At 60.1% G+C, this 15,597-nt stretch carries 14 protein-coding genes; 5 read left to right on the forward strand and 9 right to left on the reverse strand.

The window, feature by feature from the left end; all coding sequences use genetic code 11:
- The 8 genes from KBY97_RS00080 to KBY97_RS00115 all read right to left on the reverse strand — a co-directional run bounded on the left by KBY97_RS00080 (position 1) and on the right by KBY97_RS00115 (position 12,265).
- A complete protein-coding gene (locus tag KBY97_RS00080) occupies positions 1–1,236 on the reverse strand; it encodes an AAA family ATPase (RefSeq protein ID WP_255144595.1) in 1,236 nt (411 codons plus the stop codon).
- Between the two features lie 193 nt (positions 1,237–1,429).
- Complete coding sequence (locus KBY97_RS00085; protein ID WP_255144596.1) at positions 1,430–2,311, reverse strand: GIY-YIG nuclease family protein; 882 nt, start codon at positions 2,309–2,311, stop codon at positions 1,430–1,432.
- Entirely contained in the window at positions 2,308–2,643 is a 336-nt protein-coding gene (locus KBY97_RS00090) for a M48 family metallopeptidase (protein ID WP_255144597.1), read from the reverse strand. Before KBY97_RS00090 ends, KBY97_RS00085 begins: the two co-directional genes overlap by 4 nt.
- Positions 2,640–5,597 (reverse strand): type I restriction endonuclease subunit R, encoded by a 2,958-nt coding sequence (locus KBY97_RS00095; protein ID WP_255144598.1) that lies wholly within the window; start codon positions 5,595–5,597, stop codon positions 2,640–2,642. Before KBY97_RS00095 ends, KBY97_RS00090 begins: the two co-directional genes overlap by 4 nt.
- 120 nt (positions 5,598–5,717) lie before the next feature.
- The gene (locus KBY97_RS00100) at positions 5,718–8,075 is read right to left on the reverse strand and encodes a S8 family peptidase (protein WP_255144599.1); all 2,358 of its coding nucleotides are present in this window, start codon (positions 8,073–8,075) and stop codon (positions 5,718–5,720) included.
- A gap of 135 nt (positions 8,076–8,210) precedes the next feature.
- Positions 8,211–9,197: an AAA family ATPase gene (locus KBY97_RS00105; protein WP_255144600.1), complete on the reverse strand. Its 987-nt coding sequence runs from the start codon at positions 9,195–9,197 to the stop codon at positions 8,211–8,213.
- 27 nt (positions 9,198–9,224) lie between these two features.
- Positions 9,225–10,457 carry a restriction endonuclease subunit S gene (locus tag KBY97_RS00110; RefSeq protein ID WP_255144601.1) on the reverse strand — a complete coding sequence of 411 codons (1,233 nt, stop codon included), beginning with the start codon at positions 10,455–10,457 and terminating at the stop codon, positions 9,225–9,227.
- On the reverse strand, positions 10,454–12,265 hold the full coding sequence (locus tag KBY97_RS00115; protein ID WP_255144602.1) for a class I SAM-dependent DNA methyltransferase: 1,812 nt from the start codon (positions 12,263–12,265) through the stop codon (positions 10,454–10,456). Before KBY97_RS00115 ends, KBY97_RS00110 begins: the two co-directional genes overlap by 4 nt.
- Positions 12,266–12,413: 148 nt before the next feature.
- Between KBY97_RS00115 and KBY97_RS00120 the strand changes: the two genes are divergently transcribed.
- From KBY97_RS00120 to KBY97_RS00140, 5 genes are all read left to right on the forward strand, one after another.
- On the forward strand, positions 12,414–12,659 hold the full coding sequence (locus KBY97_RS00120; RefSeq protein WP_255144603.1) for a CopG family transcriptional regulator: 246 nt from the start codon (positions 12,414–12,416) through the stop codon (positions 12,657–12,659).
- Positions 12,656–13,108 (forward strand): TA system VapC family ribonuclease toxin, encoded by a 453-nt coding sequence (locus tag KBY97_RS00125; protein ID WP_255144604.1) that lies wholly within the window; start codon positions 12,656–12,658, stop codon positions 13,106–13,108. Before KBY97_RS00120 ends, KBY97_RS00125 begins: the two co-directional genes overlap by 4 nt.
- Complete coding sequence (pdxH, locus tag KBY97_RS00130; protein ID WP_255144605.1) at positions 13,108–13,761, forward strand: pyridoxamine 5'-phosphate oxidase; 654 nt, start codon at positions 13,108–13,110, stop codon at positions 13,759–13,761. Before KBY97_RS00125 ends, pdxH begins: the two co-directional genes overlap by 1 nt.
- Before the next feature lie 130 nt (positions 13,762–13,891).
- The gene (locus tag KBY97_RS00135) at positions 13,892–14,374 is read left to right on the forward strand and encodes a DUF4079 domain-containing protein (protein ID WP_255144606.1); all 483 of its coding nucleotides are present in this window, start codon (positions 13,892–13,894) and stop codon (positions 14,372–14,374) included.
- 50 nt (positions 14,375–14,424) lie between these two features.
- The gene (locus KBY97_RS00140) at positions 14,425–14,916 is read left to right on the forward strand and encodes a rhodanese-like domain-containing protein (RefSeq protein WP_255144607.1); all 492 of its coding nucleotides are present in this window, start codon (positions 14,425–14,427) and stop codon (positions 14,914–14,916) included.
- Here the strand turns inward: KBY97_RS00140 and KBY97_RS00145 are convergent.
- Positions 14,913–15,470, reverse strand: coding sequence for a DUF3122 domain-containing protein (locus KBY97_RS00145; protein ID WP_255144608.1), 558 nt, complete (start codon positions 15,468–15,470; stop codon positions 14,913–14,915). The genes KBY97_RS00140 and KBY97_RS00145 overlap by 4 nt on opposite strands.
- Positions 15,471–15,597: the final 127 nt, after the last annotated feature.

Genomic DNA, 15,597 nt, shown 5'->3' on the forward strand with positions numbered 1-15,597 from the left:
TCATCGCCCAGGCAGGGGCCTCGTTGGGGCGCCTTGGTTCACGAGGGGATCGCCCACCCCGAGCTGGCCTTCCATCCACAACTGGCCGAGTAGAGCTCCTTCGTTCACAAATGCCTGAACACCTTGGAGGCCGCTGGCTCGCTGGGCCTGGGTGTAGCCCTGCACATCGCGCCAGAGCACGCGCACCTCCTCTGGCCGCAAGCCGTTGAGGAAGAAGGGGGAATGGGTGGTGACGAGAAGCTGGGTCTGGGCGATGGCGGCGCGGCACTCGTCGGCCAGTTCCTGCAGCAGGCGTGGATGAAGGAAGTTCTCTGGCTCTTCGATGCCGATGAAGGGGGGAGGCGAAGGATCGTTGAGCATCACCAGGTAGGCGAGCATCTTCAGGGTGCCGTCGGAGGCAAAGCGAGCCAGCACCGGATGGGAAAACGGGGCATCCTTGATCTGGAGCAGCTGCCGGCCATCAGGCATGGTTTCGGACAAGACGCTCTCGATGCGTGGCACACGCTGGCGCAGCACAGCAAAGATCTGCTCCAATCGCTGTGGATGTTGCTCGGCCAGAAACTGGATCACATTGGCGATGTTGTCGCCAGAGCGGCTCAGGCGGTCTTGCGGTCCCGCCTCTGGTTGGCCGCGAGCACTGTCAGCAGAGAGGTAGGAGACATACCAGCCGGTGATGAAGTCGCGCAGCGCGGCCACGCGCGGGTGCTCAGCGAACTGCCCCAGGGCATTCACGGCCAGCAGATCGGCAGACTTCAGCGGGGTATCGACACGCTGATCCTCTTCATCTGGAAGTTCGCCACTGACGGCACTTCCCAGACCCTCGCGATAGTCGAGGAATCGGAACGGTTGGCCGTGGCTGCCGCGCTTCCAGCGCAACCACTCTTCCACCACGATTGGAGCCCCGGCCCGTTCGTCGACTGCGAGGTGATAGGTGATCAGTGGATAGCCGCGCTCGCGGTATTTGATCTCGATGGTGACCGGGCCATCACCACCACGGGTCTTGAGTTCCTTGGCCCGTCCGCGTTTGTCCCAGGCGCGGCGCAGACCCTGCTCGAAGCACTCGGCCAGGAACGCGAACACGTCGAACACCGTGGACTTACCGCTGCCATTGGGCCCCAGCAACACGGTGAGCGGCGTGAGGTCCTTGAACTCCACATCGCGCAAGGCACGGAAGTTACGCACCTTGAGGTATTCGATTCTCGCCGGTGCACTCGAGGTGGCCGCTCTACTGCTCATGGTTGGGCCTCGCACAGGAGCGTGGGGGCCGTCGCGTCCACCAACCGGCGCACCACTTCTGCGATCTTCTCGGGAGTCACCGCCCAGGGCTTGAGGGGAGCGCCGTTACTCGACATCGGTCTCACCAGGGAGCCCGTCACTGGCCAGACGCTAGATGGGAACAGGCTGGATAGCAGGTGCGTTGAAAGGGGTCTCACGGATCAACGTCTCCGGAGGCTGCCGCCGCCGCCCGCTCCTGGTGTTCCTTGAGGGTGACGCCCTTGTCGTCTTTCCATTCGGTACGGCCATTGGCGGAGCGCGCCAGCAGCATCGCGGCGGCCTGCGAGGGGGAAGTGAATTCGTAATCCTGGGCGAGGGTGAGGCTGCCTGTTCCCTCCAGGAACACACCCTGACTTACCAGTTGCCCCCGGGCCGCCACAAACGCCGGCAAGGTGCTGTTAGCAAATTCGATGCGTGCCTTGGCACCGCGCAGCACGGTGAAGCCGCCGGGTGATTCGAAGCCATGGCCCGAGGCATCCTGACCCTTGAGGTGAAAGAGCCTGCGGCTCATCGCGGCCGGCTTGCCGCTGGGCTGCTCGAAGGCGCGAAAGCCCAGCACCGGGCAGCAGAGCAGCAGCTCCTCCAGGAAGCCATCCGCTTCTGCTCGGTCCATTTCCGCCAGGGTGATCGAGCGGCCCTGCACTGCGTTCTCCAGACGGCAGCGTTTGGCCTCCTGGGCCAGGCGGATCAGGCGGGCCTCCAGATGCTGGGCATGGGCCTTGTTGAGGTAGCCGTCTTTGGAAGTGAAGGCAAAGGCGGTGGTCCAGAACTCTTTGGCCTGATGTTGTTCCAGGCGCCGGCCAAGGGGATCAGCTTCGCCGATGTAGACGCAATCGGCGCCGCCTTCCGGGTCGGGGCCGGAGAGCACATAGACCCCCGGGCGGGCGGCCTCGTCCCGCTGGGTGAATTCCTTCAGCTGAGAGCGGGGCACCACGAAGACGATGCCGCTCCAGTTCGTCTTCTCCACGATCCGCATGCCCTCCGGCTGGCCGGAGGGCACAAACAGACGCAGGGCGAAGGGACGGGCAGGGGTCATGGGGTGGGATGGAGTGGAGGTAGCGATTCGGGCTGGCGCTTCAATTGCTCTTCAGCCTTCTCCCAATCGCCCAGATGGGCGCGCATCAGGGATTTCCAGAGCCTGCCGTGGTTGGGAACGCTGAAGTGGAGGAGTTCGTGGACAATCACGTAGTCCCAAAGGGCCTGGTCGAGCGTGAGCAGGTCGACGCTGAAGTTGAGATGGCCGTTGGTGGAGCAGGAGGCCCACTTGTGGCGCATCGGACGCATGGCGAGCCAAACCACATGCACATCCAGCTTTTGCGCCCACTCGCGCACCCGAGCCTTGAAGGCCGCTTTGTCGTTGGTGGTCATCCGATGCGGTCCGCCTTTTCCAGAGGGGTGAACAGCGCATCCACGATCGGGGTGACCTGCTCCAACTCGTCGCATTCGGCGAAGATGGCGTAGGTGACCTGCTTGCGAAGCTCACGGAGGGCGTTCTCGCTCTTCTTCCAGTTCGGGTAGGCAACGAATGCGGCCTTGATCCTGGTGCTCACAGACTCTGGATTGTTGACCTTGGCGTCGAGCAGGGTGCGGTACACGAAGAACGTGAGCCCATCGAAGCCCTTCTCGGCTTGCTCCTGCTTGCGGGTTTCGTTCTGTCGAAGCGCGGCAAAGAGTTCCGCCAATGCATCGGATGTGGAGGTCTGCCGCTGCTCGAAACTCTCCTGCACCAGCCTGGCCCGTTCGGCCATGGCGATCAGGAAGGGATCATCGCTGTTATCGTCCGCGAACTTCTCGATACTCTTCACCAGGTTGATCACCTTGGTGCCGTCTCCACCCTGCCGTGCCTTGATGAGTTCAATCGTTTCGCTGTTGATCACTACCGGATCCAGCGGACCGCTGACTGCAAGGGTGCCGATGTGCTCCTGCACCAAAGCATTGGTTTTGCGTTGGAACTCACGATCCACGCTCACGGTGATGGTGTAAGCCTTGCGCACGATGGCGTAGATGGCAGAGAGGGTAGTGAACGGCTCCAGGAACGGCCGCAGGAAGGCATCGGGCGAGATGATCTCGTAGAGCATCTCGATCTCCTTGTATTCCTTGAAGAATTCCTTGCGCCGCTCGGGATCGCGGAAGTGCTCGATCAGGGTGTCGACGTCCTTGTCGTTGAAGTTCTGCTCGATCAGCCTGAGGTAGCCAGGTGCCTTGCTCTCCATCTTGTTCTGGAAGAGCACCTTCAGCAGCTTGAGGTCTTTGACGATGGCGTTGATCTCATCGCTGTCGAAGGCGAGGGCCTTCTCGAGTTTGTCGAAGATGCCCACGAAATCGAGCACGAAGCCGTGGGGTTTCACCATCTCCTGGGCCTCGTTCTCGTAGGGACGGTTCACCCGGGCGATGGCCTGCAGCAGGGTGTGATCGCGCATCGGCTTGTCGAGATACATCGCATAGAGCACGGGTGCATCGAAGCCGGTGAGCAGTTTCTCGGTGACGATCAGGATCTTGGGGTGTTGGTCGAGCTTGCCAAAGCTCTTGCGGATCTGGCGTTCCTTCTTGGGATCGAGGTGGAACTCCTTGAGCAGGGCTGAGTCGTTGTTGTTGCCGGTGTAGACCACCTCCGAAAGCTCAGGCGGGAGGCCCATCTCGGTGAACACGGCATCGAGGGCATGCTTGTAGAGAGCGCAGGCTTCTCGGTCGACGCCCACCAGAAAGGCCTTGAAACCCAGGGGCTCCACGTTCTGCAGGTAGTGGTTGGCCACGAAGCGGGCCACCTGCTGGATGCGGTCTTTGCCCTTGAGGAAGTTCTTGAGGTTCACCGCCCGCTCAAGGATCTTGTTGAGCTCCTCGATGTCGGCCACGCCCTCGGCTTCGGCGAGGGAGAGAAACTCAGCGTCGAGGGTCTCGTGGGGCACGAGCATCTCGTTGGGGGCGAGCTGGTAGTAAAGGGGCAGGGTGGTGCCGTCTTCGATGCTGTCGGCGATGGAGTACTTGTGGAGGTATCCCTTGTCGTCTTCGCAGCCGAAGGTTTTGAAGGTGCCCTTGCCGTAGACGGTTCTGTCGACGGGGGTGCCGGTGAAGCCCAGGAAGGTGGCATTCGGCAGGCCGGCCATCAGGAAGGTGCCGAGGTCGCCGCCGGTGGTGCGGTGGGCTTCGTCGATCAACACATAGATGTTCGAGCGGGTGTTGAGATCCGCGGGCATGTCGCGGAACTTGTGGATCATCGTCACGATGATGCCCCGGTAGTCATCGCGTAGGAGCTGGTTGAGGCGGGCGATGCTGTTGGCGTGCTCCAGGTTGCCCAGGCCGAGGGCGGCGAGGTTCTTGAGCATCTGATCTTCCAGCTCGTTGCGGTCGATCATCAACAGCACGGTGGGCTTGTCGGCCTCGGGGGCGCGGAAGAGGCGCTCGGCTGCCTTGATCATGGTGAAGGTTTTGCCGCTGCCCTGGGTGTGCCAGATCAGGCCCCGCCGGCGGTGGGGATCCAGGGCGCGGCCCACGGACGCATCAACAGCTGCGGTTTGGTGTTGGCGCAGAATGTACTTGTTGAGTTCTTCGTCTTTCTCAGCGAAGACGATGTAGTGCTGCAGGAAATCGAGGAGTTGCGGGATGGCGCAGAAGCTCTTGATCTTGGCCTCCAGCTGGCCCACCTGTTCATGCTTCCAGTTGAAGAGGTTGCGCCGCACCGTGTTCCAGCTCACGCCATAGGAAAAGCCGATGGCATCGGTGGCAGTGAACAGCTGCTGGCTCACGAACAGCTCGGGGGTTTCGCGGTGGTAGCGGCGGATCTGATCGATGCCCAGATCGATGGCTTCCTGCTTATCGGCGTTTTTGCACTCGATCACCAGCACGGGGATGCCGTTGATCAGAAAAACCACATCCTCTCGCGTGCCGTAGTGACCGTTGTGGAAGGCCCACTCCTCGGTGACTTCATAGATGTTCTTGCGTGCCAAAGGCACCCGGTCGCGGTCGTCGTAATCGATCAAGATCAGGTCGCGCTCGCGCTTCTCCTCGTGGTCGAAGAACTTGCCTCGGTTGCGCAGGTGCTCGATGAATTCACGGTTGCCATGAATATCCGTCTGAAAGTGGCGGAACTGCCCGAGCAGGGCTCCTTCTGCCTCGGCATAGCGCGGGTTGTACTCTCGCACCTTGGCGTCAAGCAGATCGTCGAAGAAGAGCGAGCGGTTCCTGGCGCGGTCGGCAGTTGGCAAGGCCGGAGCAAACCCTCGCCGCCGCTCGGCTTCCTCGCGGGACACAATCGTCCAACCGATGGCCTTGGCGTAGGCGAGGCTGCGGGATTGGACGGTTTTGTGTTCTCCGGGGGTACTCATGACGTGAATTTCTACCTCACTGGCGGGACATCCCGCGGCCGCGGAAGCAAGCCGAAGCCCTCAGTGGATTCGAGCATTCGCGCGTGGACGTTCTAGTGTTCTCTGGGCGGGGGCGTGCCATCAAATCGTAATCTCAATCGGCGTAGGAATTCCAAGTTGCACCGCTACGGGTGTGTAAATATCAACTTCCTGACCAGGGAGAGTAAACGACACAATCAATGAGTAACGAGTTTGCCGATTGAATCTGCCAAGATGGGCACGCTCTCGCCACCAACCCACAGCCGGATGCACTGCAATCAAATTTGAGCCAGCCAGCTGAACAGCAGTGCCAGACCAGAGGTCAGAATGAATGGAGCCTACGTTTCTGATTTCGCCTAGCATCCAATGATCGGCAGCGCCCTCTGTTCCTGGATGCTCGTCATCATCCCGTGCTCTCCGGTTGATCCTTTGGACAAATTCCTCTTCGTCCTCTCCTGGGCCATTCAGCTCGAACCTGAGGGCGTGTGAAGCATAACGATAACGATCTTTCCATCCAAATTCGCCAGGGCTAGGTTCTACAAAATATGAGAGTGTTACCCGCATTTGAAGCGGCAACTCACGGAGTTCCTGAAGGACATCAACTGGCCACGGCAACCGGTAGACATGCATGTCCTTTGATATGTAGCGACTCTGAGTTTCATGCCTGTCAAATGGCTGAAGATTAGCTTCTGAAATCAATGATAACGAGTTTGAGGCGCATGAGATAGCGCGTTCAAGACTCGGAACTCCATAGCCGCAGATCTTGGCCAGATTGTAGTAGTCACTTTTTAAAGTCCCCCGAAGATACTTTCGCATTTGAGTGTCAGTCCACTGTGCCGAATGAACTATCAACCCCCGAATCGTTTCCGGCCAAGCGGCGGGATACTCAGTCTGTAGACGCGCAGCCATCCATGCAGCCTGAGCAGAAGCGGCACTCGTAGCGTCGAAAGATGAAAACTGTGCGACTCCAGGATCGTGGTAGGTAGAAAGGAGCTTCAAGTCATCAGTATCGAAAACCGTATCATGTGGCCCTGCAGCAACATTTCCGCCCTCAAAACAAACGTCTGGCTTAATTGGCCATTTTCTGTTCGGCCAAGACGAAGATGTACATGAAAATGGTGAGAGGTCTCCTGCTTCCGCAATTGCTCTGTAAGAATTAAGAAATGGATCGGAAATGTGGGTTTTCTCAGTAAAGGCCCCCACTGTTAAAGCATTCCAAGCCTGCGCTGGATCCTGAACTTCACATGTAATGTTGGAATCAGGAAAACGCATCCAATCTTCCGGATCTTTAACGTTTCCGGCGCTGATGATGATCAGTCGTCGACGGTCATCTGAATACCCAGAGGCTAACTCATCAATTCCACCGGACCATGAAGAGGGGCGGCCGCGATTGAGCTCATCGCAACTAGTGACTGCCATGCAAATCACGCGCTTACGTTGAGGTGCTTGAATTTCCGCTCTACTGATTCCTCGGGCAGTGAAGTGGCCCCAAAGTCTGCGTGGGTTTTCCTCTGGCGGTGGAGGAAGAATCTTCGCTGATTCCAAACCGTGCTTGACAATGATAGGAGACCCACTTTCGAGGCAATCAAGGATATCCCCGTATGCTGCAGTTCCTGCCATCAATGTCCCATGACCGTGGTCATCCTGCGCCCCCCAAGATAAGTCTGCAGCATGGCAGTCTTCATCCGGCAAAACCGGCTCCAAGAGTCTGTGACCATTGTTTACTCCGTGGTCGAGCACCAGAACACAGACGTCATTCTGGAGTTGAACAGACGTTCGCCCCAAAAGCTCGTGTACCCATTCAGATTGATCCGCGTTGCTTTGCTCTACAATGAAGGTGGCAACCTCTCGTGCATGGCGAAATTCAGCAATTGAATCCGAATGCTCAACTAGAGATTCCAATTGTTGCCGATTCGCCAGAATTAGCCGCACAGTTCGCTCTGGGAAGGAGAGAGAACCTTCGCCAAGAACGATTCCTTGATCATCGCATAAGTGGTCAAATGCCTCAATGACGTTAAGATCCTCAGTGCTTAACCAGGCTTCCACCCACTCGGGAGCATCCCCAGGAAGGCGATCAGGAGCATCCTGCCAAAATGATGACTCGAGGATGGCGGCCCTTACGTCCCCAATACTCTCGATCAGCGGCGCATTCTTCGGAGTGGTCGTTCCGTCCTGCTTTGGCGGATTGTCTTCCGTTGCATAGGCGATCGCCTTCTGCAAAAAGTGAGCCCTCTTCTCCTGCGGAATAAAGACCGTTGCCCTAGTGATCTCCTCTCCGTCTTGTCCCTCAGTTCGTACATTTAGGAGTTTTATTCCTGCCTGACGTGACTCCAGACTCTTAAGAGTCAGATTAAATCCTGGCTCGCTTGAAAACTCAAGATAGACTCCTTGTCTTAAGGAATGTGCTACTGCACGCCGTTCTTCAGCTTGCTGCCAAGCTGTTTCCAGTGCTCGCCTCACAACTGCCGCATGCACTACCCTATTCTGTGCACGAAGCCGTGGGCCGTCACCTCCTCGACGAGGGCTACTGTAGTCATCTCGACTATAAGATGGACCAGGAAGGAATAGATGAGAAAATCTTTCGCCAGCCATGGATCACTTTCGATCGTGCGTTTGCTGTCTTTCGACAAGTGACCTGATCAATGCCTTGCTATCAACTTTATTCTTGTCTTCTAGTATTGCTTCCTTGATCGCATCTCTACATGCGTGATCGATCTCGGAATGACTTAGATCGGAGCTCTGCTCTATAATCGACTTCCATCCAAGACGACCCTTGAAGCAGCCAAGAACATTGTCGATTAAATGCCGGCGCGATGTTTCATCCGGCAACTCATAGTGCAGCACATCGTCAAATCGCCGGAACAGTGCGCGATCCAAGAGCAATGGATTGTTCGTCGCTCCAATAATGAGACTTTCAGAATCGTCCTGCTCGATAAACTGTAATAGCGCGTTGAGAACCCGTCGCATCTCTCCGACGTCATTTTCCAGAGATCGTTCGCCACCGATGGCGTCAAACTCATCAAAAAGGTAAACGCCCCGCTGTTCTCTAATAAGATCAAATATATGGCGAAGTTTTGCACTGGTTTCGCCCATAAACTTGGTGACGAGCTTATCAACCTGGATCGTGTACAGCGGAAGGCGCAACTCGTGTGCAAGAACGCGGGCGGTAAGGGTCTTCCCGGTTCCGGGAGGGCCGGAGAGGAGAATCTTTCTACGATTTGAGAGTCCGTGCTTCTTTAATTTCTCTTGCTGCCGATGCTCATGAATAATTCTCTGAATTCGATCACGAAAAACGTCTGGAATCACTAACGCAGAGAGCGGAGTATCGGAAGTCTCTGACAGTACCATCCCCCCCAAATCTCTTGGAAATCTCAACAGCGTGTTGGTTCCCCGAGTCTTCCGACTCTTGTCTACGATCTCGCGGATATCATGCGCGAGCCCAGTGTGCCCTTGTTGAGCCTCATGAGCTGCAACCTGCAGGGCAAGAGTGAAAAAGCGCTCATCATCATCGCTGAGATGCGAGCGTATTAGAGATTTAATTTGATCTGCTGTAGCCATTTTATGTAGTGATTCTAAGGTCATTAGGTGGCATGAGTTCATTGAGAAAAGTTAGCCTGCTGTCAAAGTCAGGTCGTGAACACGGATCTTCGCGGTCATCAGTTCGTGAAGGAGGGTGCGGAAGAGGTCTTGGAGCACCTGTCGGTGCGCGATGTGTTGGTTGCGCTTCGAGGCCAACGTCTCAAAAGCCTCGGCAATCTCATCCTGTTCTTCGCGACCAGGAAGCGCGATTGGCACCGATTCACACTTGCTCTTGTTGAGGTAAGGAATGGTCGTGATCGCGGCGATGCTCTGCATGTAGCGCTTTCGGTAGCGCAGTTGGTTGGAAAGAAAGAGCGGATTCAGATTCTTCGGACAAACGAAAGCGTGAAGTTGCTGGTTGATGACGATTTCGATGTTTGTAACTGCGCTGACACCAAACTCGCCCACACAAGACATGATGACGCTCTTCTCTGGAATCAGGCGCCCTCCAGAGGACTTCAGCTCTTCCAAGCTAACGCGAAGCCCATCCACATCGGCATTAATGTAAGTGAGATCCTTGATGTTCGGCGTCGTGAGCCACGGGATATCGCCATCGAAGACCTTTGGTTTATTGCGGCCTGGAACGATGCTGCGGCAAATATCTCCGACTGGTACGACATCCCAACTCTCGGGCACAAGCCCAATCTCCGACTGCTTTTGAGGCTCCCCCCGCAGCCCTTCAGTGAGGAGCATGTGCATGAGGGCCTTTTTCAACTCGGTGGTGGTCTGAATGATCCGCTCCTGTGCTTCGATCGCCCGCTGCACTGTTGACAGGATGTGCGCGATCTTCTTCTGTTCAGGGAGTGGTGGGGCTGAGAGGCGAAACTCCTTCAGTGAAGGCCACGATGTTCGCGGGTGCTGGACACCGCTCGTTGTCGATTTTGCGTGTTCGATGAACTGGTCGCTGTGAACCAAGAATCTGAGAAATGCAGACTCGCAGACAGTCTTAGCTCTGAAAGCAAGGATATCCGTTGAGCAAACCCCTTCGAAGTCTGCTTGTGCGCCTTTGCGTAGATACGGTCGCAGCTTCCCGAAGAGGATGTCGCCAGTTTTAAAAGCAGTCTTCGATGACTTGATCTCACTTTCTGTTCCTCGACCGACGAATGCCGGGAAGCCTTGAGCTAGGTGTTCTAAGCCGACATACGGTGTGCCCCCGCCATCGACCGGTTTATAAGAGTCCTTCACACGGCCGCAGATGTCACCGAACCGGTGGTTTTCCCATCCAGTTGGCAGCGGTTCTATAAGTAGGTTGGAATCGCTCATACCCCAATCTTCTCCAAAATTTCCTTCAACGCCTTGTCCGTCTCCCTCGCATCAGCCTCGATGGCCTTCAGTTCCTCCACGATCTCCGGAATCGGTCGGTAGGTTTCGGCATCACCGGTGTTGATGTAGCGGCTGGGTGAGATATTGTAGTCGTTTTTCTTCAGCTTAGCCTGATCTACGACGCAGCTGAGTTTCTCCTCTTCCTTCCACCCAATCAGGGTATCGGCAATCCGCCGGATGCCTGCGTCGGGGATGAAGTTCTTGGGATCCCCCTTCTCGAACACCTGGCTAGCGTTGACGAGGAAGACCTTGCCCTGGCGCTCCTCTGGCTTGGCCTTGTTCAGGAACAGCACGATGCCTGGAGCCGTAGTGTTGTAGAAGAGGTTTTCGGGCAGGTAGAGCACGCTCTCGATCAGGTCGTGCTCCACGAACCACTGGCGCACAGTCTTTTCCTTGTTGGTGCCGGCATTGCCCGAGCCACGGGAGGCGGCGCCGGTGTCGAGCACCACGGCGGCGCGGCCGCTGGTTTTGAGGCTGGCGTGCATGTGCTGCACCCAGCCCCAGTCCGCCGACGACTTGCCAGGGAAACCTGCCCCCGGTGGAAAGCGGTCGAATTCGTCGCTGTCGTAGTCGGCTTCCGTGAACCAGTCCTGGTTCCACATCGGATTGGCCACCACGCGATCGAACGTACGCAGTTTGCCCGCTGAGTTTTTGAACCAGGGTTTCTTGAACGTGTCGCCGATCTCGATCTGGCCCTCCAGGTCGTGGATGATCATGTTCATGTTGGCCATCGCCCATGTTTCCGGCACATACTCCTGGCCGAACAACTTCAGCGGTGCAATGGCGGTGCCGTTTGAGCCCCGCACGCTCTCTTCCATGGCGATTTCGCACTTCACCAGCAGGCCGCCGGAGCCGCAGCAGGGGTCGTAGATCTCCATGCCGGGCCCCGGTTGCAGCACCTTGCTCATGATGCTGGCCACCTCGGGCGGGGTATAGAACTCTCCAGCGCTCTGGCCGCTGCCCTCCGCGAATTTGCGGATCAGGTATTCGTAGCTCTTGCCGATGATGTCGGCCTCCACGTCGCTCAGCCCCAGGCGCTTGGTGCTGATCGCCTCGATCAGGTTGGAGAGGCGGTCGTCGTCGAGGTCGCGCTGGCCGTGGGTGGTGGCGTTGAAGTCCACCCGGTCGATGATGCCCTGTAGGCGCGGGTTTTCTCTGGCAATGGCGCGCATGTGGGTGGTAACACCTTCACCAATGCCTCCTGCCAGCCTGCGGATCACAGTCCACACCGGCAGTTCTGGGTCCTCTGGCACCAGTGGCAGGTAGAAGCGGACCAGTTTGTGGTCGCGCCACACGAGGCGGAAGGCTTTCTCACGTGAGCCCACCTCGGCGGCGATGCGGTTCAGCTCGTCGTCGAACACATCGCAGAGCCGCTTCGTGAAGATCAGCGGCAGGATGTAGTCCTTGTATTTCGGCGCGTCCTTGGCGCCACGGATCGAACAGGCTGCATCCCAGATCCAGGTTTCGAGGGATTTGTCCTTTGGGGTGCCGTTGCCTGAGGCTTTCCCCTTGCGGGGGGCTTTGGCTGGTGCGGGCTGCTGCGCTATCGGCTCGGCCCCCACCAGGGACACGCTGTCGCTGCGGCCTCTGCCCCGCACCACGATCCCCTTGGCGACCAGTGCGGCCTTCAACTCTTCATAGAGGGGCTCCTCCCAGCCGAGTGCGTCCCGCAGGGCGGCATTTTTAGCGGGGCTGCCGGCCGTTTCCAGGGCTTCTAGGAAGTCGTTGAGCTGATCCGGATCGGGCACGGGTGGATCAGGTCAGTCGTCGTTGGGGGGAGTCTGCCTGGGGTGGGGTGGTTTTGGGTGCGCTCGTTCTGCAGGTTCAACCCGCCTCGGAGCGCACATCGCCGCGGGCGAATCGGGCTAGGGTTGATGCTTGATGCGTGCACATCAGATGCGCACCACCCTGCAGCTTGACGACGACGTGCTGGCGGCGGCCCGGGTGCTGGCCAGGCAACAGCGCACCAGCCTGGGGACCGTGATCAGCGCCTTGGCCCGCCAGGGGCTGGTGGCCCCACCTCCGGGCGCCGCCAGCACCAGCGCAAGCCATCGCAACGGCTTGCCCCTGCTGCCCTGGCAGCCGGAAGGCGCTCCGGTCGACCTCGAGCACATCAACAGCCTGCGCGACGAACTGGCGTGAGCGCAGCCCTGCTGGATGTGAACGTGGTGATCGCCCTGCTCGACGGGCGCCATGTGCACCATGAGCAGGCCCATGGCTGGTTTGCCGCGTCCCAGGCAGCGGGCTGGGCCACCTGCCCGCTCACCCAGAACGCGGTGCTGCGCATCCTCGGCCAGCCCCGTTACCCCAACAGCCCGGGGCCACCGGCGGTGGTGGCGCCCCTGATGCAGGAGCTGATCCGCCATCCACGCCACCACTTCTGGCCCGATGCCATCAGCCTGCTCGCCGCGCCAGGGGGCGACGCACCGCTGGTGGACGCCACCCAGCTGCTGGAGGCGGGGCACCTCACCGACACCTACCTCCTGGCGCTGGCGGTGCACCATGGAGGCACGTTGGTGAGCTTCGATCGCCGCCTGGGCTGCGGGGCCGTGGCCGGCGGCAGCCAAGCCCTGCGCCTGATCGCCACCTGATGCCCGCCACTTCCCCCGATCCCGCCCCGCTGCGCCGCCACTACCAGCAGGCCGCCCTGCGCCGGGCCGATCTGGCGGACGATCCGGTGGCGCAATTCCGCCATTGGTTTGAGCAGGCGGTGGCAGCGGAGCTGACGGAACCCAACGCCATGGTGCTGGGCACCAGCGATGGTGTGCGTCCCAGCGCCCGCACCGTGCTGCTCAAGGCGTTTGATGCGCGCGGCTTTGTGTTCTTCACCCACTACGACAGCCGCAAGGCCACCGAGATCGCCGCCCACCCCCAGGTGAGCCTGCTGTTTCCCTGGTACGGGCTGGAGCGGCAGGTGATGGTCCTGGGCCGGGCCGAGCGGATCAGCACGGCCGATTCGCTCGCCTATTTCCTCTCACGGCCGCTTGGCAGCCGGTTGGGGGCGTGGGTGTCGCAGCAGAGCGCCGTGATCAGCTCGCGCTCGCTGCTGGAAGCGCAATGGGAGGCGATGGCGCGCCGCTTCGCCGGTGGTGAGGTGCCGTTGCCGCCGGCCTGGGGCGGCCTGCGGGTGGTGCCGGCCGAGTTCGAGTTCTGGCAGGGGCGGCCCAACCGGCTGCATGATCGCTTTCGCTACCGGCGGGCGGGGGAAGGCAGCGCCTGGCGGATCGAGCGACTGGCGCCCTGAACCGAGCCGCCTCGCTCAGCGCCGTGAGCTCCAGCCCCGGCCCAGCACTCACGTTTCGTGATCAGCAAGGCCGCTGGCGATTCACGGCGCCCGATCGTGGCCATGGTGCAGAAGACCCCGCCCCGGTTCGATGCCCTTCACACTCAACTTCGTTCACCCCGTACTGATGTGGGGGTTGCTGGGTCTGATGCTCTATTCGGGCTATCTCGGCTTCAAGGCCAGCTTGATCCGCAAGGCCAGCCCCGACGAGCGCAAGGCCATGCTGCTGGAGCATTACGGCGCGCGCCATGCCCGGCTTGGCCCCGTGATCCTGGCGGTCACCCTGCTCGGCGCCGTCGGTGGCATGGGTGTCACCTTTCTCAAGCACGGCAAGCTGCTGATCGGGCCGCACCTGTTCGTGGGTCTTGGTGTGGCCGCACTGGTGATCATCACCGCCTCGCTCGGCCCCTCGCTGCAGAAAGGTAAAGATTGGGCCCGCACCCTGCACGTCACCACCAACGGCCTCGTGCTCACCCTGTTCGGTTGGCAGGCGATCAGCGGCGTCGCCATCGTGCAGAAGCTGCTCACGTCCGCGCCCGCGCTCACGCCCGCCATTGCCCCTGCAATGGGCTGATGGCACTGCTTCGTTCCACTGCGCGGCAAGCGCCTGCACTGCGGACCACTGTGCTGCGGACCATTTGGCAGCCGTTGGTGGCCTGGCTGGCGGGGCTCAGCCTCGCCGTCTGCCTGCTGCTGGGACCGGGCGCTGCGGCAGCTGCCACTGGGGCAGCGGGGCCTGCAGCCGCCGGCGCCTTGACACCGGTGGAGCTGGCCGTGGACCAGTTCCTTGATGCCCTGCCCGCCGATGTGCTGGCCATCGGTTCGGTGCCGGCCTTGAAGGCGCGGATCGCCAGCGGGAACCCCCTGCTGGTGGATCTGCGCAGCCCCGCCGATTTCCGCCGGGGCCACATCCCTGCCGCCATCAACCTGCCGCTCCAGGACCTCGTCCACCAGCTCGAGGCCCTTCCCCGCGATCGCGACGTGGTGCTCTACTGCACCAGCGGTTACCGCTCGGCGCTCGGCGTGATGGCCCTGCACCTGCACGGCTACGAGCGCGTACGGGGCTTCGCGCCGGGCTTTGCCGGCTGGACGGCAGCAGGCCAGCCGGTGGCCTAAGCGGCGCCGCCGCGCGGCACCGATCCCATGGCATGCAGGGTCATCGCCTGATCGGGCGTGAGATCGAAGCCGATTTCGCCAGCGCCGGTGGGCACCGTGAGATGGAGCGGCAGCGCTTCACTCGGGCGGGGGAGCAGGGCATCGAGATCGAACTGGGCCGATCCGGCCGGCCCCGCGGCCTCCCCTTTCTGCACCAGCTCTTCGCTGCGGTTGGGCAGGCTCCATTCCTGGCCGAGCGAATCGCTCAACACCAGCTGGCGGGTGTGATTGAGGCTCGTCTTGCCGTCCACCGCATTGAGGCGGAGGCGCAGGCCGGAGGGGTACTCCGCAAACGGCTGCTCAAACACCTTGGCGGCCAGGCGGTGGCCGGCCCCGTCGCTGAGCGACCAGCTCTCTTCCGCCTGCGCCGGCGTGCCGCCCAGCAGCACGCCCATCAGCAAGGCCAGCAGCACGAGCGGCAGCAGAGCAAACGGCCCAGGCGCTTGGGCTGGCCCTGTCGGCGTGCTGGGGCCTGCCTGTTCCGAAGGGGCCGGCAGTCGATGGAAGAAGGGCATGGTGGCGCATAAGCAATGACTTCATAACGCTAGCGAGATGTCTGAGACGTGGCCGCAGGCCGCCCTTTCCCATCCGATCTCTGGCCGCTTCCCAGCCGATCCACCGCGCCACCAGCTGGCGCTTCAT

The organism is Synechococcus sp. ATX 2A4 (assembly GCF_024346375.1).
Taxonomy (GTDB): Bacteria; Cyanobacteriota; Cyanobacteriia; order PCC-6307; family Cyanobiaceae; genus MW101C3.

Coding starts and splice junctions, on each gene's coding strand:
- pdxH (WP_255144605.1), top strand. CDS start 13,108: ATGCCCGCCACTTCCCCCGATCCCGCCCCGCTGCGCCGCCACTACCAG.
- KBY97_RS00095 (WP_255144598.1), bottom strand. CDS start 5,597: ATGAGTACCCCCGGAGAACACAAAACCGTCCAATCCCGCAGCCTCGCC.
- KBY97_RS00145 (WP_255144608.1), bottom strand. CDS start 15,470: ATGCCCTTCTTCCATCGACTGCCGGCCCCTTCGGAACAGGCAGGCCCC.
- KBY97_RS00110 (WP_255144601.1), bottom strand. CDS start 10,457: ATGAGCGATTCCAACCTACTTATAGAACCGCTGCCAACTGGATGGGAA.
- KBY97_RS00120 (WP_255144603.1), top strand. CDS start 12,414: ATGCGCACCACCCTGCAGCTTGACGACGACGTGCTGGCGGCGGCCCGG.
- KBY97_RS00085 (WP_255144596.1), bottom strand. CDS start 2,311: ATGACCCCTGCCCGTCCCTTCGCCCTGCGTCTGTTTGTGCCCTCCGGC.
- KBY97_RS00090 (WP_255144597.1), bottom strand. CDS start 2,643: ATGACCACCAACGACAAAGCGGCCTTCAAGGCTCGGGTGCGCGAGTGG.
- KBY97_RS00080 (WP_255144595.1), bottom strand. CDS start 1,236: ATGAGCAGTAGAGCGGCCACCTCGAGTGCACCGGCGAGAATCGAATAC.
- KBY97_RS00135 (WP_255144606.1), top strand. CDS start 13,892: ATGCCCTTCACACTCAACTTCGTTCACCCCGTACTGATGTGGGGGTTG.
- KBY97_RS00105 (WP_255144600.1), bottom strand. CDS start 9,197: ATGACCTTAGAATCACTACATAAAATGGCTACAGCAGATCAAATTAAA.